Annotated in this window: 23 protein-coding genes; 7 read left to right on the plus strand and 16 right to left on the minus strand. The window is 54.1% G+C overall.

What is annotated here, in order from left to right; translation table 11 throughout:
• Positions 1–16 precede the first annotated feature (16 nt).
• The 5 genes from EO763_RS17690 to ftsB all read right to left on the minus strand — a co-directional run bounded on the left by EO763_RS17690 (position 17) and on the right by ftsB (position 3,537).
• Positions 17–643, minus strand: a complete 627-nt coding sequence (locus EO763_RS17690) for a protein-L-isoaspartate(D-aspartate) O-methyltransferase (protein ID WP_161529741.1) — start codon at positions 641–643, stop codon at positions 17–19.
• Positions 644–782: 139 nt separating this feature from the next.
• Positions 783–1,829 carry a tRNA pseudouridine(13) synthase TruD gene (truD, locus tag EO763_RS17695; RefSeq protein ID WP_161529742.1) on the minus strand — a complete coding sequence of 349 codons (1,047 nt, stop codon included), beginning with the start codon at positions 1,827–1,829 and terminating at the stop codon, positions 783–785.
• A gap of 104 nt (positions 1,830–1,933) precedes the next feature.
• Positions 1,934–2,431 (minus strand): 2-C-methyl-D-erythritol 2,4-cyclodiphosphate synthase, encoded by a 498-nt coding sequence (gene ispF / locus EO763_RS17700; RefSeq protein ID WP_010299845.1) that lies wholly within the window; start codon positions 2,429–2,431, stop codon positions 1,934–1,936.
• Between the two features lie 53 nt (positions 2,432–2,484).
• A complete protein-coding gene (ispD, locus tag EO763_RS17705) occupies positions 2,485–3,198 on the minus strand; it encodes a 2-C-methyl-D-erythritol 4-phosphate cytidylyltransferase (RefSeq protein ID WP_161529743.1) in 714 nt (237 codons plus the stop codon).
• 3 nt (positions 3,199–3,201) lie between these two features.
• Positions 3,202–3,537: a cell division protein FtsB gene (gene ftsB, locus EO763_RS17710; RefSeq protein ID WP_161529744.1), complete on the minus strand. Its 336-nt coding sequence runs from the start codon at positions 3,535–3,537 to the stop codon at positions 3,202–3,204.
• A 331-nt stretch (positions 3,538–3,868) separates the two neighbouring features.
• On the opposite strand from ftsB, the gene EO763_RS17715 reads away from it, so the two are divergent.
• The 3 genes from EO763_RS17715 to EO763_RS17725 all read left to right on the plus strand — a co-directional run bounded on the left by EO763_RS17715 (position 3,869) and on the right by EO763_RS17725 (position 6,246).
• Positions 3,869–4,639 (plus strand): basic amino acid ABC transporter substrate-binding protein, encoded by a 771-nt coding sequence (locus EO763_RS17715; protein WP_039494674.1) that lies wholly within the window; start codon positions 3,869–3,871, stop codon positions 4,637–4,639.
• Positions 4,640–4,772: 133 nt separating this feature from the next.
• The gene (locus EO763_RS17720; RefSeq protein ID WP_005973498.1) at positions 4,773–5,537 is read left to right on the plus strand and encodes an amino acid ABC transporter permease; all 765 of its coding nucleotides are present in this window, start codon (positions 4,773–4,775) and stop codon (positions 5,535–5,537) included.
• Positions 5,524–6,246 (plus strand): amino acid ABC transporter ATP-binding protein, encoded by a 723-nt coding sequence (locus EO763_RS17725; RefSeq protein WP_039494703.1) that lies wholly within the window; start codon positions 5,524–5,526, stop codon positions 6,244–6,246. Before EO763_RS17720 ends, EO763_RS17725 begins: the two co-directional genes overlap by 14 nt.
• A gap of 60 nt (positions 6,247–6,306) precedes the next feature.
• Here EO763_RS17725 and EO763_RS17730 read toward each other — a convergent pair whose 3' ends face one another.
• The 8 genes from EO763_RS17730 to cysJ all read right to left on the minus strand — a co-directional run bounded on the left by EO763_RS17730 (position 6,307) and on the right by cysJ (position 15,835).
• Positions 6,307–6,642, minus strand: coding sequence for a DUF3561 family protein (locus EO763_RS17730; protein WP_029368162.1), 336 nt, complete (start codon positions 6,640–6,642; stop codon positions 6,307–6,309).
• A gap of 56 nt (positions 6,643–6,698) precedes the next feature.
• On the minus strand, positions 6,699–7,379 hold the full coding sequence (cysC, locus tag EO763_RS17735) for an adenylyl-sulfate kinase (RefSeq protein WP_180745399.1): 681 nt from the start codon (positions 7,377–7,379) through the stop codon (positions 6,699–6,701).
• Positions 7,318–8,745 carry a sulfate adenylyltransferase subunit CysN gene (gene cysN, locus EO763_RS17740; RefSeq protein ID WP_044203067.1) on the minus strand — a complete coding sequence of 476 codons (1,428 nt, stop codon included), beginning with the start codon at positions 8,743–8,745 and terminating at the stop codon, positions 7,318–7,320. The genes cysC and cysN overlap by 62 nt, the downstream gene beginning before the upstream one ends.
• A 74-nt stretch (positions 8,746–8,819) precedes the next feature.
• A complete protein-coding gene (gene cysD, locus EO763_RS17745) occupies positions 8,820–9,728 on the minus strand; it encodes a sulfate adenylyltransferase subunit CysD (RefSeq protein ID WP_010299862.1) in 909 nt (302 codons plus the stop codon).
• Between the two features lie 9 nt (positions 9,729–9,737).
• Positions 9,738–11,180 carry a siroheme synthase CysG gene (cysG, locus tag EO763_RS17750; RefSeq protein WP_161529745.1) on the minus strand — a complete coding sequence of 481 codons (1,443 nt, stop codon included), beginning with the start codon at positions 11,178–11,180 and terminating at the stop codon, positions 9,738–9,740.
• A 345-nt stretch (positions 11,181–11,525) separates the two neighbouring features.
• Positions 11,526–12,260 (minus strand): phosphoadenylyl-sulfate reductase, encoded by a 735-nt coding sequence (locus EO763_RS17755; protein ID WP_161529746.1) that lies wholly within the window; start codon positions 12,258–12,260, stop codon positions 11,526–11,528.
• 12 nt (positions 12,261–12,272) lie between these two features.
• The gene (gene cysI / locus EO763_RS17760) at positions 12,273–14,006 is read right to left on the minus strand and encodes an assimilatory sulfite reductase (NADPH) hemoprotein subunit (protein ID WP_039494689.1); all 1,734 of its coding nucleotides are present in this window, start codon (positions 14,004–14,006) and stop codon (positions 12,273–12,275) included.
• Entirely contained in the window at positions 14,006–15,835 is a 1,830-nt protein-coding gene (cysJ, locus tag EO763_RS17765; protein ID WP_161529747.1) for an NADPH-dependent assimilatory sulfite reductase flavoprotein subunit, read from the minus strand. The genes cysI and cysJ overlap by 1 nt, the downstream gene beginning before the upstream one ends.
• A 354-nt stretch (positions 15,836–16,189) precedes the next feature.
• Between cysJ and EO763_RS17770 the strand changes: the two genes are divergently transcribed.
• Positions 16,190–17,869: a hypothetical protein gene (locus tag EO763_RS17770; protein ID WP_161530434.1), complete on the plus strand. Its 1,680-nt coding sequence runs from the start codon at positions 16,190–16,192 to the stop codon at positions 17,867–17,869.
• Between the two features lie 50 nt (positions 17,870–17,919).
• On the opposite strand, the gene EO763_RS17775 is transcribed toward EO763_RS17770, so the two are convergent.
• Positions 17,920–19,212: an ABC transporter substrate-binding protein gene (locus EO763_RS17775; RefSeq protein ID WP_161529748.1), complete on the minus strand. Its 1,293-nt coding sequence runs from the start codon at positions 19,210–19,212 to the stop codon at positions 17,920–17,922.
• A gap of 566 nt (positions 19,213–19,778) precedes the next feature.
• On the opposite strand from EO763_RS17775, the gene EO763_RS17780 reads away from it, so the two are divergent.
• Positions 19,779–21,113 (plus strand): glycoside hydrolase family 28 protein, encoded by a 1,335-nt coding sequence (locus tag EO763_RS17780; protein ID WP_161529749.1) that lies wholly within the window; start codon positions 19,779–19,781, stop codon positions 21,111–21,113.
• An 82-nt stretch (positions 21,114–21,195) separates the two neighbouring features.
• On the plus strand, positions 21,196–21,558 hold the full coding sequence (gene queD, locus EO763_RS17785; RefSeq protein ID WP_010309068.1) for a 6-carboxytetrahydropterin synthase QueD: 363 nt from the start codon (positions 21,196–21,198) through the stop codon (positions 21,556–21,558).
• An 84-nt stretch (positions 21,559–21,642) separates the two neighbouring features.
• Here queD and queE read toward each other — a convergent pair whose 3' ends face one another.
• Positions 21,643–22,314, minus strand: coding sequence for a 7-carboxy-7-deazaguanine synthase QueE (gene queE / locus EO763_RS17790; protein WP_039470261.1), 672 nt, complete (start codon positions 22,312–22,314; stop codon positions 21,643–21,645).
• A 196-nt stretch (positions 22,315–22,510) separates the two neighbouring features.
• On the opposite strand from queE, the gene EO763_RS17795 reads away from it, so the two are divergent.
• Positions 22,511–23,494: an MBL fold metallo-hydrolase gene (locus EO763_RS17795; RefSeq protein ID WP_161529750.1), complete on the plus strand. Its 984-nt coding sequence runs from the start codon at positions 22,511–22,513 to the stop codon at positions 23,492–23,494.
• A gap of 269 nt (positions 23,495–23,763) precedes the next feature.
• Here EO763_RS17795 and bglB read toward each other — a convergent pair whose 3' ends face one another.
• Complete coding sequence (bglB, locus tag EO763_RS17800; RefSeq protein ID WP_039494700.1) at positions 23,764–24,903, minus strand: beta-galactosidase BglB; 1,140 nt, start codon at positions 24,901–24,903, stop codon at positions 23,764–23,766.
• Between the last annotated feature and the right edge of the window lie 9 nt (positions 24,904–24,912).

The raw sequence follows: 24,912 nt of genomic DNA on the forward strand, positions 1-24,912 counted from the left end.
TACCAACGCCACGGTATCAGGCTAATTCCCCTTTGACCAGCGGAACAAACCGAACAGCTTCAACCGTTTGAATAATAAATTCGCCAGCATGGCGTTGCACAACTTGTAAGTATTGTGACTGTTCACCGACGGGCAATACCATCACACCGCCTTCATCAAGCTGCTCCATCAGCGCTCGGGGAATTTCCGGCGGTGCAGCAGTCACGATGATGGCATCAAACGGCCCGCGCGACGCCCATCCCTGCCACCCATCGCCATGACGGGTAGAAACATTATGCAAATCAAGCTGCTTTAAGCGACGTTTAGCCTGCCATTGCAGCCCTTTGATACGCTCAACCGACCAAACGTGCCGAACCAAATGCGCTAAAATTGCCGTTTGATAACCCGACCCAGTGCCGATTTCCAGCACGCGGGATACGGGCGTCAGGCTGAGCAGTTCCGTCATCTTCGCAACGATATAGGGCTGCGAAATCGTCTGGCCGGAACCAATAGGCAGAGCGGTATTTTCATACGCTTTATGCTCGAAAGCCTCATCAACAAAACGTTCTCTGGGTACGGCTTCTATCGCCTTCAGCAGACGCTCGTCCTGAATGCCCTGTTGGCGCAGTTGCGCCAACAACGTTTCTATACGCTTGTTTACCATTCCCCGCCGACCTCAGCTCCGGTTAACCTCGTCACCAATACAGCAATTTTCCCGCACAGGGGTAAGCCAGCCGCCGCTATCGTACGGTTACCAGCATTATTCTTTTCAACTATGTTCTGCAAAAACGTATCGCAGCACATCAGGCACCGAGATCGGTATCCTGCTGTGAATGCAGCAATTCACGCACCACGCTGGTCGCAAAACTGCCCGCAGGTAGCCAGAATGTCACTTTCACAGTTGCGTCATCCTGCCATTCCCAGTGCATCTGCTGCGGATACAGCAGTACCGCACGCCGGGCTGGTTCAATCCGCTCACGCTTGACCAAAGACCACAGCGCATCTTGTCCGACCAAAACCTGCTTTTCAAATAGCTGCGCGTCATCCTGCGTGCCCAGTTCGCCATCTCCGGGCAGCGGTGCGGTAATCTGGAGTTCACCCGCATCAAGGCGCGTCTGTAAAGCATCCAATTCGTCAGACTTAGCAACAAACCAACTGCCGCGCCCTGTTAGCTGCAATGCATCACCGCACAAGACGGTTTTCGCCTGCTGCCCCGCGAGCCGCGCGCTGGCAACCTGATTAAACATCGCACTGCGGCTGGCAGAAAGATAAAAGCTCCGCTTACTGCGTTCTTTTACCCGAATCTCGTTATTTGCCCAAAGACGAGCCTGCTCAAGATTATTTCCGTTGCGCCCGAAACGCTGGCTGCCGAAATAATTAGGCGCGCCTTTCGCGGCAATCAGCGCCAAACGAGCATCAACTTCGTTTCGGTCACTGACCTGACGCAGCACCAGCGTAAAATGGTTACCCCGTAGCGTACCGATCCGCAGCTTGCGACGATGGCGAATCACCTCAAGCACATCACAGCCTTCCAGTTCCAGCGAGGAGAAATCAGGCGTCTCTTTTCCCGGCATATGCAGGCAAAACCACTGTTCGGTGACAGCATGACGATCTTTCAAGCCCGCATAGCTGACGGCACGCAGCGGTAGACGAACAAATTTCGCCAGCATCTCGGCCACAAATTGCGTATTGCAGCCGCGCTTGCGTACACGCACCAATACCTGTTCACCGTCACCATCCGGCTGAAACCCCAGATCTTCCACCACCAGAAAATCTTCCGCAGTGGATTTCAATGAGCCAGTAGCCAGTGGTTCACCGTGCAGCCAGACGAGTTGTTCGCTATTTTCCATCGTTATCCTACAAAGTGCATAATCGGGCGAAGCACGATCATGACAGTGTTTTTTATACTGTTAACTTTCTATTCTTAATAAAGTATTGTCGATAAACCAACGGCTTACCACGCGACAATTTCGCCCGTTTCTTTTTTCACCAGCAGGGCAACGGCTTCGCAGGCAATACCTTCGCCGCGACCAGTAAAGCCCAGCTGTTCTGTCGTGGTCGCTTTCACATTGACGTCGTCCATGTGACACTGCAAATCTTCCGCCAGATTCACACGCATTTGCGGGATGTGCGGTGCCATTTTTGGCGCCTGCGCAATAATCGTGACGTCCAAGTTTCCCAACTGATAACCTTTATCGTTGATACGACGCCAGGCTTCACGCAGCAGGCCACGGCTGTCCGCCCCTTTAAAGGCTGGATCGGTATCAGGAAACAGCTTGCCAATATCGCCCAGCGCAGCAGCACCCAACAGGGCATCGGTCACGGCATGCAGCACCACATCCCCATCGGAATGCGCCAGCAGGCCTTGAGTATAAGGAATTCGCACGCCACCGATCACCAGCGGACCTTCTCCACCGAACTTATGGACATCAAAACCGTGACCGATACGCATCGCGCGTTCTCCTTATATGTATTTAACAAATAAATTTAACGAATAAAATGAGGTTACTGCAAACTGGTTAAATAGAATTCGGCTAATGCCAAATCCTCTGGACGCGTGACTTTGATATTATCCGAACGTCCGCTGATAATTTGCGGGCGATAGCCACAATATTCTAGCGCGGAGGCTTCATCTGTGACGGCAACGCCATCCTGAAGCGCCCGTTGCAGACACTGTTTCAGCAATGCAGCAGGAAAAAGCTGCGGCGTCAGCGCATGCCACAAATCGTTACGTTCTACCGTGCGATCGATAAACCCATCCGTGCTGCGCTTCATGGTATCACGAACCGGCGCGGCCAGAATTCCACCAACGTCACTCTGCTCAACAATCGCCAGCAGGCGCGTCAGATCGTCCTGATGCAGACACGGACGCGCCGCGTCATGCACCAACGCCCACGCGCTATCGTCAACGGCGGCCAGCCCAGCCAGTACAGAATCCGCACGCTGCAGCCCGCCCGTCACGGCACAAATACGAGTATCGTTGGCAATCGCCAGAGTATGAAAGAATGCGTCATCTGGACTGATAACGACGACGACACGCTGCACGCGTGAATGGCGTAAAAGCGCGTCGATGGTATGTTCGAGAATGGTTTTATAGCCGGTCACATCATTGCCAATCGTCAGATACTGCTTAGGACGATCGTTTTGCATTCGGCTGCCGTTACCCGCAGCGGGCAAAACAGCAACAATGTCAGGCGGGGAAAGGCGTGGTGTCTGCATGCGTCAACGTTGTGTGTTGTTGGATGAAGCGTTATTAGATGACGTCGTATTCGCGTTACGGTGGCTCGATTCTGGCACCAGACGATAGAAGTTTTCACCGGGTTTGATCATACCCAGTTCATTGCGTGCACGCTCTTCAATCGCTTCCTGTCCGCCATTGAGGTCATCAATTTCAGCAAACAGCTGTTCGTTACGGTCTTTTAATTTGGCATTGTTCCCCTGCTGGACAACAACATCATCCTTCACCCGAACATAATCATGAATGCCATTCTTGCCCAGCCACAGTGAGTACTGAAGCCAGCCAAGCAATATCAATAATAACAGCGTAAGCTTTCCCATCCCGCCCCCTGAAAAACCGCCTAATCATCCCACAACTTTTGTTTCGACTCCACTGTGTCCAGCTGTAGGAGGCAATATTCACCCTGCCACATGCCCAAATGGGGATATTTCGGGTAAAAGAGCACACCAAACGCACGCCCACGTCACACTCATTTCATCCACTCAGCCTCTCGTACTTTCTATTCATTAGAAGACGCAAGTGCGCAGGTGCCATGTGAATAAAACCGCTCATAGGAAAAACGTCAGTTGAACCATTAATGCTATCTGTGTATTTTTATGCATACAAAGTGCATAAAAAAAGAAAATGTTACATTTAAACCAGGAGAAAACCATGTTCAAAAAACTGTTATTCGTTAGTGCGCTCTTCGCAACCGCACTCTCTACTAGCACCTTCGCCGCTGAACCCACTTACGTTGTCGGCTCTGGCGGAACCTATCGTCCCTTTGAGTTTGAAAACGCGCAGAAAGAGCTGGAAGGCTTTGATATTGATATTATTAAAGCGATCGCCAAGGCGGAGAATTTTAATATCAAACTGATCAATACGCCGTGGGAAGGGATCTTCGCGACCCTTAACTCCGGCGACCGCGACATTATCATTTCCGGTATCACGATTACCGACAAACGTAAGCAAATGGTCGATTTCTCCACACCTTATTTCCCTGCGGAGCAGTCCATTGTGGTGCCTAAAGGCTCGACGATCGACTCGATTGCTGCGCTGAAAGATCACAAAGTCGGTGTCGTGAACTCCAGCACCGCCGATATCGTGGTGTCCGACGTATTAGGCAAAAACAGTACATCGATTAAGCGCTTTGATAACACTCCGTTAATGTTACAAGAGCTGTATGAAGACGGTGTGGGCGCAGCGGTTGGCGACGTGGGCGTGGTGAAGTTTTACATTAAGACTCACCCTGAAAAACAGTTCAATCTGGTTTCCGACGCCAAATTCGAACGCCAGTATTTCGGGATCGCCGTCGCGAAAGGCAACGATCAACTGCGTGCGAAGATTAACTCAGGGCTGAAAAAAATCGTTGCTGATGGCACCTACGCCAAGATCTATCAAACCTGGTTTGATAATAACGTTCCGACCTTACCCGCAGAATAACGCCTGCAAAACACTGCGCGTCTCTCCAGGTCTCCATCGCCTCATATGAGACGTCGCATCAACCGGACAGCCAGCCTGTCCGGTTTAATTTAGAATAATCATTACGTTAGCCTATTCAAAAAAGGAAACGATCTTGACGGGATTTCGTTGGGAGATCATTCAGGAATATGCCCCGCTATTTATGGAAGGCACCTGGATGACCATCAAATGCACCATTATCTGTGTCATTCTTGGCACCTGCTGGGGATTAACGCTCGGATTAGGTCGCTTAGCGCAAGCGCCGCACGGGCCGTGGAAATATATTCTGCACTACGGCGTTCAATGGCCAGTACGCATCTACATCAGCGCCTTCCGGGGCACGCCGCTGTTTGTACAAATCATGGTGGTACACTTCGCGCTAGTGCCGCTGTTTATCAATCCGCGTGATGGATTGCTGGTGACCAGCAATATTATGTCGGTCGATTTTGCTCGTACGCTGCGATCAGATTACGGTGCGTTCCTCTCTTGCGTCGTGGCGATTACGCTGAATGCAGGTGCCTATGTCTCCGAGATATTCCGCGCTGGCATTCAGTCGATCGATCGCGGCCAGATGGAAGCGTCACGCTCTCTCGGAATGAGCTATGGGCGCACCATGCGGAAAGTCATTCTGCCGCAGGCTTTTCGCCGCATGCTGCCGCCGTTGGGTAACAACGCCATCGCGATTGTGAAGGATTCATCGCTGGCTTCAGCAATCGGGTTGGCGGATCTTGCCTATGCCGCTCGTACGGTATCAGGGGCTTACGCCACGTACTGGGAACCCTACCTGGCGATCTCTATCGTCTACTGGGTTATTACTTTCCTGCTCTCGCTGCTGGTGCGGCACATGGAAATGAGGTTTGGCAAAAGTGATTCACGTTAAAAACCTGCAAAAACAGTTTGGCGATACGCATGTCCTGCGTGGTATTTCCTGTGACATCGCACCTCAGGAAGTGCTCTGTCTGATTGGCCCATCCGGTTCAGGAAAAAGTACCTTTCTGCGCTGCATCAACGCACTGGAGACACTGTCAGCAGGCGAGATTACGGTCAACGGTTTTGCCATTCACGATCAGAAAACCAATATCAATCGCGTGCGTGAAAGCGTGGGGATGGTCTTCCAGCGCTTTAATCTATTTCCGCACATGACGGTGTTGGAAAACGTGATTATGGCGCCGATGGATGTGAAAAAATTATCCCGCGCGCAGGCCGTTGAGCGGGCTAAAGCGTTACTCAGCAAGGTCGGCCTGCTGGATAAAATCGATGCCTGGCCGAACAGCCTGTCCGGTGGACAACAGCAGCGTGTCGCAATTGCCCGCGCGTTAGCGATGGAACCGGCGATCATGCTGTTTGATGAACCGACATCCGCGCTGGATCCGGAACTGGTTGGTGAAGTGTTAGCAGTCATGAAAACGCTGGCTAACGAAGGCATGACGATGGTCATCGTGACCCATGAAATGGCATTTGCGAGAGAAGTCGCCGATAGAGTGATCTTTATCGATCAGGGAATTATTCAGGAAGAGGGAACGCCAGAGGCGATCTTTACGCATCCGAGTAACCCGCGCACGCAGGCTTTCCTGAGCAAAATACTGTAAATACGGTAAAACGGTAAACCGCAGGCTGTCAGCGTCTTCCGCGCTGGCAGCCTTTTTCTTTTACCACCCCGTCAGAAAAGAAAATACCAGCCAGAACAGGCAGACCACCGTCAGTCCTGTCGCAAAAAGCGTATAAAAAAGATAGCCTCTCAGCAGAAAGCTAAACCCGACGCCAACCAGCACTGAAAACGGCATCAGCGCCAGAAAAAACGGCCAGGTGTAGAGCATGAAAAAAAACGTGGTATTGGAGCCGTATACCAGAAAAGGGATAGTAAAGGCCAACCAATAAAAAGAGAACCCCGTGACCGCCCCCATAAACAGGTAAGAAACGCCGTCATCCTCTTCTTGTTGCGCTGGCCGAGTCTTGCTAATCGTTAACTGCGTGGCATTTTGCATAATCTTTCCCATTCCTCCCTGCATCACCCAACGGCGCGGTGAAAAAAGCGGGGACATCAGAGCTTGATAATAGCTCGCTTGCCAAGCAGATCTAACAATTGGTCTGTCAAATTTGTTACTAATTGTTCACCATCCAGATGACTATCCGGCGCTTCCGGTGCTTCATATGCCGAGTCGATCCCGGTGAAATTACGCAGCTCTCCCGCACGTGCTTTTTTATACAATCCCTTGGGATCACGCGCTTCACAGGTCGCTAACGGCGTATCCACGAAGACCTCGATGAACTGCCCTTCGCCCAGTAAATCCTGCACCATTTTACGCTCGGCGCGGTGCGGCGAGATAAATGCGGTCAGGACCACCAGACCCGCATCCACCATCAGCTTGGCGACTTCACCCACGCGGCGAATATTTTCGCGCCGATCGTCATCGGTGAAGCCTAAATCGCGGCACAAACCGTGGCGCACGTTATCGCCATCCAGCAGGTAGGTGCTGACGCCACGCTGATGTAGCGCCTGTTCCAGCGCCCCCGCCAGCGTGGATTTACCGGATCCAGACAACCCGGTAAACCAGATAACGACGCCCTGATGACCATGCAGCGTTTCGCGCGACTCTCGGGTGACATCGTGCGCATGCCAGACGACGTTATCGTCAGTCGGTTCATCGCGTAAAGACACGTTATTTGCCTCCCAGCAGATCGCGCGCACCCCAATGTGGGAAGTGGCGACGTACCAGCGCATTCAGTTCCAGCTCAAACGCGCTGTACGCGCCCGGCTCCTGATACACCTGCTCGATAGGTTCCCGCACCAGACCCGCGCCCACAGTGACGTTGCTCAGACGATCGATGAAGATCATCCCGCCCGTCACCGCGTTGTGCTGATAGTTGTCCAACACCAGCGGCTCATCAAAAATCAGCTCAACCGAACCGATACCATTCAGCGGCAGGTTCTCCGCTACGCGCTGCGTCAGCGTATTGATCTCAACCTGATACTGAATATTTTCGACCCGAGCGCGCGTTTTCTTACCACCAATCTTGATGTCGTAGCTTTGTCCCGGCACCAGCGGCTGCTCCGCCATCCAGACAACATCCACCAGCGCATGCTGCACCGCTTTCAGCGATTCGCCGCTGTCGACTAGCAGGTCACCGCGGCTGATATCCACCTCATCCGCCAGCACCAGCGTAATCGCTTCACCCGCCTGCGCCTGCGGTAAATCACCGTCAAAGGTCACAATACGGCTGACGGTGGATTCTACGCCGGACGGCAGCACTTTAACCCGTTGCCCAACGCGGATGATGCCGGATGCCAGCGTTCCTGCGTAGCCACGGAAATCCAGATTCGGACGGTTCACATATTGCACCGGGAAGCGCATCGGCTGTTCCAGCGTGCGCTGTGCCACATTGACCGTTTCCAGCACGTCCAGCAGCGTCGGCCCGGTATACCAGCCCATCGTCGTACTCGGCGTCGCGACATTGTCGCCATCCAGCGCGGAAATCGGCACAAAGGTGATATTCAGGTCGGCAGGCAGTTGCTGAGCAAAATCCAGATAATCCTGCTTAAACTGCTCAAACACCGTTTGCTGATAATCCACTAAGTCCATTTTGTTCACCGCCACCACCAGATCGCGAATCCCCAGCAGGGTCGCAATAAAGCTGTGACGACGAGTTTGATCCAATACGCCTTTGCGAGCGTCAATCAGCAGAATCGCCAGCTCGCAGGTTGATGCACCGGTCGCCATGTTGCGGGTGTACTGCTCGTGTCCCGGCGTATCGGCGATGATGAATTTGCGCTTTTCCGTAGAAAAATAGCGGTAGGCCACGTCAATCGTGATGCCCTGCTCACGCTCGGCCTGAAGCCCATCGACCAACAGTGCCAGATCCAGCTTTTCGCCCTGCGTTCCAATACGCTTGCTGTCATTGTGCAGCGTACTGAGCTGATCTTCATAAATTTGGCGCGTATCGTGCAGCAACCGGCCAATCAGCGTACTTTTTCCGTCGTCGACGCTACCGCAGGTCAGGAAACGCAGCAGCGTTTTATCCTGCTGCGCGTGTAAATAAGCTTCCACACCGCCCTGCTCGGCGATCTGCTGTGCAATCGCATTGTTGATGACGACTGCATCTTTCTCAGCCGCATTTTCTGCCGCTGTGTCTTTTAACGAAATTTGGCTCATTCGACGATTCCTCAGAAATACCCTTGACGCTTTTTCAGCTCCATTGAACCGGCCTGATCGCGGTCAATTACCCTTCCCTGACGCTCACTGGTCGTGGAAACCAGCATCTCTTCGATGATTTCCGGCAGCGTCTGCGCCTCCGATGCTACCGCCCCTGTCAGCGGCCAGCAGCCCAGCGTGCGGAATCGCACCATGCGTTGTTCGATCACTTCGCCCGGTTGCAGATCGATGCGATCGTCATCCACCATCAGCAGCATGCCATCGCGTTCCACCACCGGACGCGGCGCAGCCAGATACAGCGGAACAATATCGATGTTTTCCAGATAGATGTATTGCCAGATATCCAGCTCGGTCCAGTTGGAAAGCGGGAAAACGCGGATGCTCTCGCCTTTGTTAATCTGGCCGTTGTAGTTATGCCACAGCTCCGGGCGCTGGTTCTTCGGATCCCAGCGGTGGAAGCGGTCGCGGAAGGAATAAATACGCTCTTTGGCACGCGATTTTTCTTCATCGCGGCGCGCCCCGCCAAACGCGGCATCAAAACCGTATTTATCCAGCGCCTGCTTCAGCCCTTCGGTTTTCATGATGTCGGTGTGTTTGGCGCTGCCGTGTACAAAGGGGTTAATCCCCAGCGCTTCACCCTGCGGGTTGCGGTGCACCAGCAGTTCACAGCCGTAGGCCTTTGCCGTACGGTCGCGGAATTCGTACATTTCACGAAATTTCCAGCCGGTATCAACGTGCAGCAGCGGGAAAGGCAGCGATCCCGGATAGAACGCCTTGCGCGCCAGATGCAGCATCACCGAAGAGTCTTTGCCGATGGAGTACATCATCACCGGATTACTGAACTCGGCCGCCACTTCGCGGATGATGTGAATGCTTTCGGCTTCAAGCTGCCGTAAATGCGTGAGTCGTTTCTCGTCCATACCCTTTCCTTAAGCCAAGTTTACTACCGCTGGGCGGCTGTCTTGCGGCACCGTCGGCGTTGTCTGACCAAACCAGGCAATCTGATGATGTAGATCCACCACCTCGCCAATCACCAGCAGCGCCGGTGTCGGCGCTTGCCGTGCCAAATGTTCTAATTCTTGCAGCGTACCGATTTGTACCTGCTGATCGTGTCGGGTGCCGCGACTGATCACGGCAACGGGCGTCTGCGATGAGCGGCCATGCGCGATCAGCTGCTGCGAAATCTCGGCAGCCTTCATCGTTCCCATATAAATCGCCAGCGTCTGGCGGCCACGCGCCAGCGTTGACCAGTCCAACTCGTCGCCATCCGGGCGACAGTGTCCGGTAATAAAAAGCACGCTCTGCGCGTAGTCACGGTGCGTTAACGGGATCCCCGCATACGCCGTGACGCCCGCCGCCGCCGTCACGCCGGGCACGACCTGAAATGTGATGCCCGCCTGTGCGACCGCTTGTAACTCTTCGCCGCCGCGGCCGAAAATGAAGGGATCGCCGCCTTTCAGGCGTACTACCCGCTTCCCTTCCTGCGCCAGCTTCACCAGTAACTGATTAATCTCATCCTGCGGCAACGAATGCGCGCTGGCGCGTTTTCCAACGCAGATGCGTTCTGCGTCGCGGCGCACCAGATCCAGCACGTCAGCGCTGACCAGATGGTCATACAGCACCACATCCGCCTGCTGCATCACCTGTAATCCACGCAGTGTCAGCAGTCCGGCATCGCCGGGGCCAGCACCAACCAGTGCGACTTCACCACGTGCCGCCGCTGGCTGCTGCTGTTCCTCTTGCTGATGCACCAGTTGTTGTTGCAGTTCGTCTTCAGCCTGCGCCAGTTGACCAGCAGACACCAGCGACGCAAAGCGTCCGACAAACAGCCGCTCCCAAAAGCGACGGCGTGCTGGCATCGAATGCAGTCGGGTTTTAATTCTGTCGCGCCAGCTTCCGGCGATGTCCGCCATCGTGCCCAAACTGGCAGGCAGTAATGATTCCAGCTTTTCACGCAGTAGACGCGCCAGCACCGGTGCTTGCCCACCCGAGGAAATCGCCACCACCAGCGGAGAGCGATCAACAATCGAGGGGAAAATAAACGAGCACTTTGGCTGATCGTCCACCACGTTTACCAGCAAATGACGTTGGTTCGCCGCCTCAAACACTGCCGCATTCAGCTCGGCGTCATCCGTAGCGGCAATCACCAGAAACACGCCGGATAGTAGCTCTGGCGTAAAAGTATGCGCCAGCCATTCAACCTGCCCGGCCTGATGCTGCGCCGCCAACGGTTCCGCCAGCGCCTGCGCAACAATTTTTATCTCCGCACCCGCGCGTTGCAGCAGATCGATTTTGCGCGTAGCAACCTCACCGCCGCCAACAACCAGTACCGGACGCTGACGAAGATCGGCAAATATAGGGAGATAGTTCACAGTCGCCTTAACTAAGCAAAAAAATAGATAATGCGACTATACGGTGCGGACAGAACACTTATGAAATGCCGAATTGGAATGACAAGTTCCGTAATGGAATAACACCCTGTTCACAAGTGTTATTCAGGCGATAAAAAACCGGGCAGTGCCCGGTTGAAGTTGCTGACAAAGTCCATAGAGCGGGAGTAACGGATAGATCGTAAAGACGCTGCAAGTACGTCCATATAAGCTCGGCTTGCGCCATCTCTGGCGCAAACGCTTTACTCTTCTATTCCGTCACTCCCGTTTGCGTTCTGCAAATAGGTTTGCCAGTAGTCTGAAGCTGGCAATGCCCGGTTTTTGTTTTTACCCTTCGTGCAGTCCGCATTCGCGTTTCAGGCCGAAGAAACGCGTTTCTTCTTCGGCCATACCCGGTTCCCATTTGCGGGTGGTGTGCGTATCACCAACGGACAGATAGCCTTGCTCCCACAGTGGATGGTAACTCAGGCCATTTTCTTTCAGGTATTGATACACCGTTCGGTTATCCCAATCGATAATCGGCAGGAATTTGAAGACGCCGCGCTGAATCGCCAGCACGGGCAATTCACCCCGGCTGCCAGACTGCTCGCGGCGCAGACCAGCAAACCAGGTTTTCGCCTTTAACTCGCTCAGCGCACGGTTCATCGGCTCGACTTTATTCAGCAGGTTGTAGCGTTCGATGCCTTCCACGCCCTGCTCCCACAGCTTACCGTAGCGCGCCTCTTGCCAGGCCGGAGACTCCGTTGCGCGATACACTTGCAGATTCAGCGTTAACTGCTCTGTCAGCGCATCAATAAACTGATAGGTTTCAGGAAACAGATAGCCCGTATCCGTGAGGATAACCGGAATATCCGGCCGCTGTTGCGTCACCAGATGCAGCGATACCGCCGCCTGAATGCCGAAGCTGGACGACAAAACATAGTCGCCCGGCAGATTCTCCAGCGCCCAGCTCACTCTTTCCTGCGCCGACAGCTGTTCAAGCTGACCATTTACGACAGCCAGCGCTGCGGCCTGTTCCGCTTTCGGTAACGCGTTGAGCGCCTCAAGATTAAATTCGGCCATCAGGCTCTCCTGTCAGTCATAAAAATCGCGAGCGGGATCCAGCACCGGTTTAATGATGTTGGTACGAATCACGAAATCACCGAAGCCTTCATTCGGCTGGCGATCCTGCGCCCACAGCCCGATTAGTCGATCGATTTCCGCGAGGATCTCAGTTTCATTAATATTTTCGCGATACATACGGGGAATGCGTGTCCCCTCGCGATTCCCGCCAAGGTGCACGTTATAACGCCCCATCGCTTTGCCCACCAGGCCGATTTCTGCCAGCATCGCACGGCCGCAGCCGTTCGGGCACCCCGTCACACGCAGAACGATATGTTCATCGCCCACGCCGTGCTGCTGCATGATGCCTTCCACTTTCGTGACGAACTCTGGCAGGAATCGTTCGGCTTCCGCCATTGCCAGCGGACAGGTCGGGAACGACACACAGGCCATCGAATTCTTGCGCTGCTCGCTGACACCGTCATCAATCAGGCCGTGCTCACGTGCCAGCGCATCAATTTTCGCTTTGCTACGCGCAGGCACGCCCGCGATGATCAAATTCTGGTTCGCCGTTAACCGGAAATCCCCTTTGTGGATCTTGGCAATTTCCGCCAGACCGGTTTTCAGCGGACGACCCGGATAATCCAGAACACGGCCGTTTTCGATAAATAGTGTCAGATGCCATTTATTGTCGATGCCTTTTACCCAGCCAATGCGATCGCCACGTCCGGTGAATTCATAAGGGCGCACCGCTTCAAATTTCACACCGGCACGCGCTTCCACTTCCTGCTTGAAGTTGTCTACACCCACACGCTCCAGCGTGTATTTGGTTTTCGCGTTTTTACGATTAGTCCGGTTACCCCAATCGCGCTGCGTAGTCACCACCGCTTCCGCGATGGCCAGCGTATGCTCAATGGAAATGTAGCCCAGTTCACTGGCGGTACGCGGATAGGTTTCTTTATCGCCGTGCGCAATAGAAAGCCCACCGCCCACCAGCACGTTGAAGCCCACCAGACGACCATTATCGGCAATCGCAACGAAGTTGAGATCGTTCGCATGTAGATCGATATCATTCTGCGGCGGGATCACGACCGTGGTTTTGAACTTACGCGGCAGATACGTCGAGCCCAGAATCGGCTCTTCATCCGTCGTTGCCACTTTCTCCTGATCCATCCAGATCTCAGCATAGGCGCGCGTGCGCGGCAGCAGATGCTCAGAAATCTTTTTCGCCCACTCATACGCCTGCTGATGCAGTTCGGACTCGATCGGGTTAGACGTACACAGCACGTTACGGTTCATGTCATTCGCCGTCGCCAGCGCATCCAGCCCGATGCTATTCAGCATCTGGTGTACCGGTTTCACGTTCGATTTGAGAATGCCGTGATACTGGAACGTCTGACGGTTCGTGATACGAATGCTGCCGTAGATCGTATTTTCAGTCGCAAATTTGTCGATCCGCAGCCACTGCTCTGGCGTCATCACGCCACCGGGCAGACGACAGCGCAGCAGCATCGCATGGCGCGGCTCCAGCTTCTGCTCGGCACGTTCGGCGCGAATATCTCGGTCATCTTGCTGGTACATACCGTGGAAACGGATCAGCAGAAAGTTATCGCCCTTAAAGCCACCGGTCAGACCATCATTCAGGTCTTCAGCGATCGTGCCGCGCAGGAAGTTACTTTCTGTCTTCATGCGTTCTGCGTCAGCGAGTTTCCCTTCTACCACTAAGGGGCCAGGGTGTTTTTCACTGAAAACGTATTTTTCACTCATTAGTACACATCTCGCTGATAACGGCGCTCAAGGCGCAGATCGCTTAAAAATTCATCGGCCTGTTCACTGTCCATGCCGCCATGCTCAACTATCACATCCAGCAGTGCCCGCTCGACGTCTTTTGCCATACGGTTGGCATCACCACACACGTACAAGTGTGCACCGTCCTGAATCCAGCGCCAGACTTCCGCGCCTTTTTCCCGCAGTTTGTCCTGCACGTAAACTTTATGCGCCTGATCGCGTGACCAGGCCAGATCGATGTTGGTCAGCAGGCCATCTTTGACGTAGCGCTGCCATTCAACCTGATACAGAAAATCTTCCGTAAAGTGCGGGTTACCAAAGAACAGCCAGTTTTTCCCTTCTGCCCCTTCGGCATCGCGCTGCTGCATAAACGCACGGAACGGCGCAATGCCGGTGCCCGGCCCAATCATGATGACCGGCGCGTCGGAATTCGCAGGCAAACGGAAGTTATCGTTATGTTCGATGAAGACGCGGATTTCGTCGTCTTCGCTCAGCCTGTCGGCCAGATAGCTGGATGCGCCACCGGCACGCGCGCGGCCTTCGTATTCGTAGCGCACCACGCCAACGGTGATGTGCACTTCACTTTCGGCTTCCGCCTGCGAGGAGGCAATAGAGTAAAGACGCGGCGTCAGCGGACGCAGCAGACCCAGCAGTTGCTCCGCAGTCAGTTCCGTCGGCGCTTGTCGTACCATATCAACCAGCGGCGTCCGCTGTGCGAACTGCTGAAGCGCAGGCTTATCGGCCAACAGCGACAGCAGAGTTTCATTACGCGACAGTGCCGCATACTTCTCGACAATCGGTGCCGTGTTCTGCGTCAGCTCGAAGTGGCTTTTCAACGCCTGCGATAATGGCAGCGTCTTGCCGTCAACGCTGACAGACTCATCGCCTTTCAGCCACAGCAGTTCCAGCAATTCCTGCACCAGCGCAGGATCGTTATCGAACCACACGCCCAGCGCATCTCCCGGCTGGTAACGCAAACCAGAATCACCCAGATCGATCTCGATATGGCGAACATCCTTTTCGGAGTTACGCCCAGTCACTTTCTGATTAACGGCAAACGAGGCATGCAGCGGCGAGGATTTGCTGTACGGGCTGCTGGTAATTTCATCCAGTGCGCCCTGAGCGGCAATCTGCGCCACGGCGTCACCCTGAACCGGCACCCGCGCCTGTAAAATGTCCACCAGTTGGCGTCGCCACTGTTCGGCAAGCCCCTGATAATCGACATCGGCATCAACGCGATCCAGCAGGCGTTCCGCACCTAGCTCAGCCAGACGGCTATCGAAATCCTTACCCGCCTTGCTGAAGAATTCATAAGAAGTATCACCCAGACCAAACACGGCAAACGCGGTGTCTTTCATCTCTGGGGCTTTTTTGGACAGCAGGAACTTGTGCAGCGCGACGGCTTCTTCTGGCGGCTCCCCTTCCCCCTGCGTCGAGGCCACAATCAGCAGCAGCTTTTCCTGCCCGATTTGCTTGAATTTGTAATCACCCGCATTGACCAGATTGACGGACAACTTGGCTGCCAGCAGATCGTCACGCAGTTGTTCCGCCACCCGACGTGCATTGCCGGTCTGTGAGGCGGAAATCAGCGTAATCGTTTGTACCGGCACCGTGACTGCGGATGCTGTCGTTGCCGTGGCAGCGATCGCCCCCGGCTGCACATTCCCTGGCTGCTGAACTAAACCCCAGAAATAGCCGGATAGCCAGGCTAGCTGCGTCGATGAGAAATCACCGGTTGCCGCCTGTAAACGCGTTAATTGCTCCACACTCAGCGGAAGCAATGAAGTGGGGGAAACCGGAGTAGTCATTGTGATTTCTGTTTCCTTGTGCCTGTACTGTTAGCCAACGACGCTAATACAAAAATAGGCAATAAAAAGATGGATGGAGGATAAGGGTAACGATCTGCATCTTAACAATTAAAGAAATGATGGAAATATTAAATAACCAAAATGACTAAATGGTTTTTCTGATAATCCTTATTGCTTAAAGTGTTATAGCTGACTGGACGCCTCTGGAGAGCCTATTTTTGAAATTATCCAGTATTGACCGCTCTTCTATAAAGAAGCGAACAGGCTCACATTTCTGGTGTTCGCTTCAGGAATTTATCCTTGGCGATGACACATCAATGCGATACTCACGCCAGTGGCAACGGGAGAAAAATGATGTGGCAACGACGCGCACTGGAGCTCAATACGCAGGACATTTGGCACTGGCAACAGGTCATCTCGGTCGTCGATTATGCCCGTGAGCACGGCTTTACTACGCTGGTGCTAGGCGCAGCGGATTTGCTGGATAAACTGGTGACGCCGGAAGCCTACAATAATGCGCGTTTTGACGATCGCATCAGCAGCCAACAGCGCTCCCGCTGTGTTTACCTGAATCAGGTCGCAGCGCATTGCCGTGAACAAGGGCTGGCGCTGTATCTGCAATGCAAAGAGCTGTCGTTTCCCACGGATCTACTGCTTCATCACCCGGAATTGCTGGACGACACACATAGCCTTCGCATGGATACCGATTTTTGGTGCGACTACCTTGCCGCCAAAGTCGAACTGTTGATGCAGCAAATTCCACGGCTGAGCGGCCTGCTGCTGGCGATCTCCAACAGCGATAGCCTGCTGCGCTTTTCCGCCCCTTCCGGCGATGCGATCAACGGCGTCGTTCCCGTTACCACGCACTGGCCGACCAACGCCGACAGCGAGCAGATCTATCACCGCTTATTCTCCGCCGTCGCCCGTGTGATGCACTACCACCAGCGCCATCTGGTATTGCGTGCGTTTCCCGCCAGCCATCAGGATATCGGTAATGTCCTGAACGCCATTCGCACGCTGCCGGAATCCGTCTCTGTCGCCATCAAAGTCACGCCGGAACGCTTCTGGCCCGAGTTTCCCAATAACCCCGCGCTGCTGGACATCAACGGACGTGAAGTCTGGGTTGAGCTTGATCTGGCTGGCGAAGAGGTCGGCTGGGGCAATCTCCCCTTCCTGCGCTACACCGAAGTTCAAGGAAGGCTGTTGTGGTGCCGAGAGAAAAATCCCGCGATTGTCAGCGCGCTATGCCGCATCAGTTGGGAAGGGGTGGATAATCACAGCGTGATCGGCACACTCAGCGAATTCACACTGTTTGCCTGTTCGCGACTGCTGACTAATCAAACCGCAGCGGCAAACGAAAGCACGCTGTTTGCACAGTGGTTAATGACGCGTTACCAATGGCAGCCGGACGATACCACGCTGCATGCGATGCTCGCCTTGTTGGATCAGGCCCATCAGGCCATTTCCCTATCGCTGTATGCACGTCACCACGTTTTCCATCGCCACAGCCTGCTGCCGACCAGCTTTGGTCAGGCGATCTGGAGCCTGTACGGCCAGCTCAACCGTAACCACTGGCTGCCGGGTTCCGGTCAAGATATTACGTTCGATCCGCAACATGCAGAGCTAGCTTCGCAGAACCTCTATGACATTGCGAAAGAGAAAGATGCCGCCTGGCAGTTGGCGGAACAGTGCCAGCAGGCCGCACTCCAATTCTCCCGCGAGCACACGATGCCAGAAGTGCTGAGAGTGCGCTGGCAGCAGGAATGGCGCGGTCTGACGCTGTATTGCCGCGCCTTTGTTCACGCGCAGAAAGCCTTCTTTACGCTGCACTACTGCAAACAGGTAGAGAACAACTGGACGCTGCGGGAAATCGCCAAAACCAATATTCAGGCGCTGTACGGGATTGGGCATGAAATGGAGGATTTCTGCCTGCAACACCAGGATTATCCGGTGAGCCTGCATGTGATGTTTGATGCCGGGCGTCCACGCACGTTAGCCGATAGCCTGCAACAGCAGTTGACTGAACTCACGTAACGCACCGGCAGCCCCTACCTTAATTAATCACGATCTTAATCAGTAACGATCTAGCGAATCACCCGTTTCAGAATGCGCTCACCTGAACTGCTGAAGTTTTTCGCCGATTCTTCCACGCTCTTCTTGCCATAGTCGAGCTGTTCGATGGTTTGCAGGATCAGGCTGGCCAGCTGTGGATCTTCAAGATACGAGGACACGGGCGTTTGCATCGGTTTTTGCAGCGCCAGCGATAATCCGGCAACCGACAGATCGTTTGTATCCAGCTTCTGCTTTTCTTCCAGCGTTTGTCTGGCGATACGGCTGAGCGGAATGCCGCGCTCGGTGCCCATCAGCAGCGCGCCTTCAGAATCGTTCATCAGATAATTCAGCAACAGTGCCGCTTCTTTTGGGTGTTTGGTGTTCTTACTGATGGCAAACAGCATCGACGGTTTGAAGAACTGCCCGGAGTTATCCGATCCCGGCGTCATGATGTAGGGCCCTAATTCGAGCTTACTCGGTGCCGCCAGCGGATCGGCGTATTTCTTCACGACCGAAATCCACAGGTGTGCCCCACCGTATTCCCCGTTAATCCAGGGGCGTGTTTCATACATCCCGACTTTGCCAAATGCGTTGTAATACTTCGAAGACGGCATCACATGTTCGTCGATCAAACGTTTATAGAAGCGAAACGCCTCGATCCACTGCGCCTCGCTGTAGTTAAAGCGCTTGTTCTTTTCATCGATCATGCCGATCTGGTATTTCTGCGTCATGTAATAGTTGATCAACTCCAGCACACCTTCGCCGCTGTCCTGAGCAGGCGAGGCGATAGGGAAATAGTTATCACCCAGTTTCTCTTTAAACACCTTGCCCGCATGGAACAGCTCATCCCAGGTGGTGGGATACGGCAGCCCAGCCTTCTTCCAGGTTTCCGTGTTGTAGTACATCACCAGCGCATTCAGCGAGGTGGAAATCGCGTTCACCTTGCTGTCGATGGTCGCAGGCTTCAGCGCATCTTCGGGGAAATCCTGTAATTTCAGCGTATCGGTCAGCTTATTCAGGTCATAAAATCCGGTGCCCGTCTTGGAAAAAATCGGCAGCCAGTTCCAGTTTACCTGAAGCACATCCGGTTCTTCACCGCTGGCAATCTGCGTCGTCAGGCGGGATAGGTGCCCGTCCCAACCGGTATATTCTGGTCTCACGCTGATGTTCGGATACTTTTTCTGAAACGCTTCCAGCGCCGTCAAGGTCGCCTGATGACGGCTGTTTCCTCCCCACCAGGAGAGGCGTAATTCCACGGGTTCCGCAGCCTGCGCGAACGAACAGAGCGCAGAGAAGGCGATAACAATCAGTCCAGGTAATCTCATTTTTCCCCCAACGACATTATTATTGTGTGTGTTTGGCGTACTGGTGTGGCGATATAGATGAGAAAGCAGGTAGGTACATAGCCGTGAATCAAACCATTTCTCGACCCTGACAAGATAGGCAGAACCCGTTTTATCGCGCTAGTCACCACGACGGGAAAACGCGTGATTTGCGGGGCTGACGGAAGAAATGCTGATGACCGCATCACGTTAGCGGGCATTTCAACCACGCGGAGTGAGCCCTATATGATGCGGCAGGGAGGTGCCTCACATCATTAACCGGCGCACCACACCAAAAAGAGATTTGATTCACAAATAAGAAACATAAAAACAACAAAACCACGCCATGCACGCGGCAAAAGCGAGAAAACGGCGCAAAAGTGTGATGAAACACACACGGCATAACGCGCCGCATCGTCCGCTTCGTTATGCCTTTCACATTCCCTTACGCCGCACGCCGTGCGCTGTGAAGCCCGCTCCAACCTCCGCAGATTTCACCATGACAGACACAGCTAAAAACCCGCAAACGTGCTGCAATCGGAACAGGCTCGATCAGATAGGATAACGCGATGAAGCACTCTATTCAGTCATACTCCCCCGCCGCCGACGGCATCACGCCGGATACCGCCATCTTTCAGCAGGCTATCGATCGGATTGCGGCACAGGGCGGCGGCACCCTGACGGTGGAACCGGGGCGCTATCTGTTAGGGGGATTGTTGCTACCTTCCAATTTTTGTCTGCAATTGGAGGCGGGCGCTGAGCTCATCGTCAGCGGTGACTATGAACAGTTTGCGCAGGCCACGACGATCAGCATGGCCGAGCTGTCGCACCGCGCGTTTCTTTATGCCTACCAACAACGCAATATTACGATCTGCGGTCAGGGTAAGATCATGGGAAATGCCGACGCCTATTTCTCTGCGGAACCCGACGATCAAGGCTATCGCCTGCCTGCACAGCATCGCCCACGCATTGTGGTCTTTGAGGATTGCGAACACGTCCGCCTGTGTGATTTTACGATTGAACACGCTCCGATGTGGACCGTGCATCTGGTTAGCTGTCGCCAAATCATCGTCGAACGACTGACGATTGATAACGATCTGAGCATGGCAAATACCGACGCGCTGGATCTTGATAGCTGCCAGCAGGTGCAAATCAGCAACTGCTCGCTGAGTGCCGCCGACGATGCGCTGTGCATCAAAACCACCCATAAGCCGCCCCATCTACAGCGTAAGGTGCAGCAAGTCGTCATCAGTAATTGCCTGCTGCGATCCAAGAGTTGTGCCCTGAAGATCGGCACCGAAACCTTTGCCGACATTGAAGATATTTCCGTCAGCAACTGCGCCATTTACGATACTAACCGCGCGATCGGCCTAATCTCGCGCGATGGCGGTGCGTTCCGACGCCTGCAGTTCAGCAACATTACGTTCCAGTGCGTCGCCGCACATCCCTGCCACTGGGGCAAAGCCGATCCGATCTTTATCTCCGTGCGCTATCGCGATCCTGCCGTCGAACCAGGCCGGATCGAAGCGGTACAGTTTTCCCAGATCGCGGGGATCAGCGAGGGGGCGATTAACCTGCACAGCACGCCCACAGGCTACATTCGCGATATCCATTTCCATGCCGTTCACCTCGAACAGCGGCAGAGCGACTCACCGGAACAGGGGATGTACGATGTCCGTCCCCCTTGTAACCCAGAACGCCCGACAGGCATGGGACTGGACAATGCGTATCGGGTCGATCCGGCGACAGGCCGCGCCTTCGGTGTCGACTATTACCCAGGCGGCATGCCCGCGCTCTTTGCCCGTGGCGTTGTGAACCTGACCACCAGCCACATGACGATCCACCGCCCCGATCCGCTGCCATCAGGCTGGCATCATGCCGAGATCGTGCAGTTGGAAGAATAAGCACTTTCGGGTAGTATGCGACGGTTTTTTGCATACTCTATTCTGAAAGCCCCTTTTTCAGAACGAAACCGGGAACATCGCTATGGTCACTACGCTATTTAAAGATTTTCAGTTTGAAGCCGCGCATCATCTGCCCCACGTACCAGACGGCCACAAATGCGGGCGGCTGCATGGGCACTCTTTCATGGTGAGACTGGAAATTACCGGTGAAGTGGATCCGTATACTGGCTGGGTGATGGATTTCTCCGAGCTGAAAGCCGCCTTCAAACCTACGTGGGAACGGTTGGATCACCACTATCTGAATGAGATCCCCGGTCTGGAAAACCCGACCAGCGAAGTGCTGGCGCACTGGATCTGGCACCAGTTAAAGCCGACATTACCGCTACTCAGCGCTGTGATGGTGAAAGAAACCTGTACTGCTGGCTGCGTCTATAAAGGCGAGTAACGGAGAAGTGGTGGTGCTGTAGTCTGGCGTGAGCATCCTTCTCTCACGCCGCTACGATCGGTCGCTATTATCAGTAGATGAATATCAGGCAATATTCAGGTATTTATGTGTCTGCATAGACAGCCGCCAGTTGCGGGCGATGCAGGTCTCAATACACAGTTTGGTCGCATCGTCTTTCTGGCTGATCGGCTGTAGCGCCACAATCCGCGGCTTATCATCATCAAGCCGCGCCAGTAATGCATCCAACGCCTCAATGTCACGCTCACGCGCCACTGGATGTTTAATCTCATCCGCACGTTGCAGCGCCTGATCGAGCACCTTCATACCGCCACGCATATTCACCTTCGGCGATACCGTCACCCAGGTTTTGGGCGAACAGCGCACGTCATGCGTGCCGCTGGTTTCGATCTGGCAACTGAAACCCTGCTTTTCCAACTGTAGCGTTAGCGGTGCTAAATCGTGGATGCAGGGTTCACCACCGGTGATCACAATGTGGCGTGCCGTGTAGCCTTCCTGCGCCATCAGCGCCAGAATGTCGTCCGCGCTCGCCGCGCCCCAGGCATCGCTTTCTTCCGTTTTTACCAGCACCTGATCCAATGAGGTTTCCCGCTCTGCCAGTTTGTCCCAGGTATGTTTGGTATCGCACCAGCTACAGCCTACCGGACACCCTTGCAGGCGCACAAACACCGCCGGAACCCCGGTAAAATAGCCTTCGCCCTGTAACGTCTGGAACATTTCATTAATCGGGTACTGCATGGTTTTCACTGTCTCGTTCACTTAAAAAACACATTATACCCTAAATCATTCGCGTTGCAGGCGAGCGGCTGCGCCGTGGAAAACTCAGCGGGAACACGCCAAACCGTGGGACAGTTGAGTAATTCGCCCCATGCGTCAATAATCAATCTGTTGTTACGATTTCGCCTGCTTTCATTATTAACAAGGACAAAAATAAATGAAGTTATTGAAGCCTCTAGCCTTATTGCTCGTCTCATGCACATTCGTGCCTGTATTTACACAGGCACAGGATATCGCGCAGATTAAAACTCAGCCGGGCTATTACCGCATCATGCTCGGCCAGTTTGAAATTACCGCCCTGTCTGACGGCACCAACACCATGCCGATGGATAAACTGTTGCAGCGCACCCCGCCGGAAAAAATCACCGAACTGCTGGCAGAGAAATCGCTGACGCCGCAGGTGGAAACCTCTATCAACGCCTATTTGGTCAATACTGGCAAACACCTGATTTTGATAGACACCGGTAACGGCAAGCAGAACAACCCGACGGTCGGAAAAGTGCTGCCGAATCTGATTGCGGCGGGCTACAAACCTGAACAGGTCGATACCGTATTGATGACTCACCTGCACGGCGACCATTTTGGCGGTCTGGTGCAGGACAAGAAACTGAACTACCCGAATGCCACCGTGTATGTCAGCCAGCCAGAAACCGACTTCTGGCTCAGCTCGGATAACCTGAAGAACGCACCAGAGAACAGAAAATCCGCATTTCAACGCGTGCAAAGTACCTTTGATGTCATTCGCAAAGAGAACAAGCTGAAAACGTTCCCGGCTCAGCAAGCCACATTGTTACCTGGCATCACCACCATTCCGAGTCCGGGACATACGCCGGGGCACACGTCTTTTCTGATCGAGAGCGAAGGCAAAAAATTGCTAGCCTGGGGAGACATCATTCATGCAGAAGCGGTGCAAATGAGTTTACCGGCTACCACCATCAGCTTTGACTCAAATATGGATCAGGCGACGGAATCCCGTAATAAGGCGCTGGCCGACGCCGCCAGCCAGGGTTACTGGGTTGCAGGTGCTCACCTGCCCTTCCCCGGCATCGGCCACGTAGGCACGCGTCTGGAACGCAACGGCACCACCAACGGCTATCGCTGGCTTCCGGCGAATTACAGTGTGGCAGGATTATCGCAATAATCTCCTTACCGTCACTCAAGCAGGGGGCGGCTCCGTCGCCGCCGCCCTACGAACCCAGGCTTCCGGCTAAATTATGCCGCTACGCGGTCCCATCGATGTGCTTGACCGCTAGTCGAGCCGCCAGTGACGCGTTCCCGACGCGGCACTGGCTTTCGCGACGTCCTGTCGCTCACTCGGCGGTCAAGCGCACCGCTGCATAATTTTCACGCCGGATAACGGCCAAACCATAAAAACTCGCAGCATTTGGATATAAGAGTTGCGATGACCTGTTACAAATAGACCCGCAGATATTCCGCCAGACACAGAATCGCCATCGCCTGACCGTAAGGCATGGAGGTCAGGGCGATGTTGCGGTAGAAATCCAGATCGTTGCCCATCGCGGTGCCGAATGACACCTGCGTCAGTTCACCATCCTTATTGACGTGATTAATCACGCCGCGAATCGCTTTCTCCGCCACCTCAGCGTAGCTCGGGTCGACGTAGCGTTTGCGCACCGCTTTCAGGATACCGTAGGCAAAACCGGCGGTTGCCGAGCTTTCAAGGTACGAATTCGGATCGTCGATCAGCGTGTGCCACAGGCCGCTGTCATCCTGATATTTCGCTAATGCTTCAATCTGGCTTTCCAGCACCTGCAACAGGAAGCGACGCGTCGCGTTGTGTTCCGGCAGATCCAGCAGTTCGATAAATTCAGGAATAACGATCGTCAGCCAGCTGTTGCCACGTGCCCAGCGAGCCTTAGCGTAGTTGTGCTGCCCTTCGAACGTCCAACCGTGGAACCACAGGCCGCTTTCGCGATCCATCAGATATTGCACATGCAGCAGGAACTGATATGTGGCTTCTTCCACAAACTCAGGCCGGTTTAACAGCTTGCCAATTTTCGCCAGCGGCAGCACGCTCATCATCAGCGTGTCGTCCCACATCTGCTGGTGGTTTTCATTGTTATAAACAATGTGCTGCAAGCCCTGCTTGTCCGTGCGCGGCATTTCATACATCACCCACTCCGCCCAGCGCTCCAGATACGGTAGCCAGCGGGCATCGCCCGTTTCTTCATAACGATAAGCCAGCGTCAGGAACGGGCATACGGTGTTCACGTTCTTCGTCGGCGTACCTTCCGCCAGACGCTCGGTAAACCAGTCGTCGATGATGGCGCGCATCTGCTCGTCACCCGTTTGCTGGTAATACTGGTAAATTCCGTAGAGCCCGATGCCGTGCGTCCATTCCCAACCCGCCCAGCCTTTGGTATCAATCACCCGACCATCGTCCAGCCGTAACAAGAACTCACCAGTTTTATCCTCAATATTCACCAGATTGTCGGTGATACGGCAAATCAGCGCCTTCAGATCCTCACGGGAGATGAAGCGTTCTGGCTGACGTAAAAGCGGGCTATGTTTTACACTGAATACGGTCATAGTCATTCA

It is taken from the genome of Pectobacterium odoriferum (assembly GCF_009931295.1).
GTDB lineage: Bacteria > Pseudomonadota > Gammaproteobacteria > Enterobacterales > Enterobacteriaceae > Pectobacterium > Pectobacterium odoriferum.

Bases quoted from the DNA above. Each gene is read 5' to 3' on its own strand.
- EO763_RS17715 (WP_039494674.1), top strand. From the start codon at position 3,869: ATGTTCAAAAAACTGTTATTCGTTAGTGCGCTCTTCGCAACCGCACTC.
- bglB (WP_039494700.1), bottom strand. From the start codon at position 24,903: ATGACCGTATTCAGTGTAAAACATAGCCCGCTTTTACGTCAGCCAGAA.
- cysI (WP_039494689.1), bottom strand. From the start codon at position 14,006: ATGAGTGAAAAATACGTTTTCAGTGAAAAACACCCTGGCCCCTTAGTG.
- truD (WP_161529742.1), bottom strand. From the start codon at position 1,829: ATGGAAAATAGCGAACAACTCGTCTGGCTGCACGGTGAACCACTGGCT.
- EO763_RS17780 (WP_161529749.1), top strand. From the start codon at position 19,779: ATGAAGCACTCTATTCAGTCATACTCCCCCGCCGCCGACGGCATCACG.
- EO763_RS17795 (WP_161529750.1), top strand. From the start codon at position 22,511: ATGAAGTTATTGAAGCCTCTAGCCTTATTGCTCGTCTCATGCACATTC.
- cysD (WP_010299862.1), bottom strand. From the start codon at position 9,728: ATGGACGAGAAACGACTCACGCATTTACGGCAGCTTGAAGCCGAAAGC.
- EO763_RS17775 (WP_161529748.1), bottom strand. From the start codon at position 19,212: ATGAGATTACCTGGACTGATTGTTATCGCCTTCTCTGCGCTCTGTTCG.
- queE (WP_039470261.1), bottom strand. From the start codon at position 22,314: ATGCAGTACCCGATTAATGAAATGTTCCAGACGTTACAGGGCGAAGGC.
- EO763_RS17770 (WP_161530434.1), top strand. From the start codon at position 16,190: ATGTGGCAACGACGCGCACTGGAGCTCAATACGCAGGACATTTGGCAC.
- EO763_RS17730 (WP_029368162.1), bottom strand. From the start codon at position 6,642: ATGCAAAATGCCACGCAGTTAACGATTAGCAAGACTCGGCCAGCGCAA.
- EO763_RS17690 (WP_161529741.1), bottom strand. From the start codon at position 643: ATGGTAAACAAGCGTATAGAAACGTTGTTGGCGCAACTGCGCCAACAG.
- cysJ (WP_161529747.1), bottom strand. From the start codon at position 15,835: ATGACTACTCCGGTTTCCCCCACTTCATTGCTTCCGCTGAGTGTGGAG.
- cysC (WP_180745399.1), bottom strand. From the start codon at position 7,379: ATGCGCTGGTACGTCGCCACTTCCCACATTGGGGTGCGCGCGATCTGC.
- ispF (WP_010299845.1), bottom strand. From the start codon at position 2,431: ATGCGTATCGGTCACGGTTTTGATGTCCATAAGTTCGGTGGAGAAGGT.
- ispD (WP_161529743.1), bottom strand. From the start codon at position 3,198: ATGCAGACACCACGCCTTTCCCCGCCTGACATTGTTGCTGTTTTGCCC.
- ftsB (WP_161529744.1), bottom strand. From the start codon at position 3,537: ATGGGAAAGCTTACGCTGTTATTATTGATATTGCTTGGCTGGCTTCAG.
- queD (WP_010309068.1), top strand. From the start codon at position 21,196: ATGGTCACTACGCTATTTAAAGATTTTCAGTTTGAAGCCGCGCATCAT.
- EO763_RS17755 (WP_161529746.1), bottom strand. From the start codon at position 12,260: ATGGCCGAATTTAATCTTGAGGCGCTCAACGCGTTACCGAAAGCGGAA.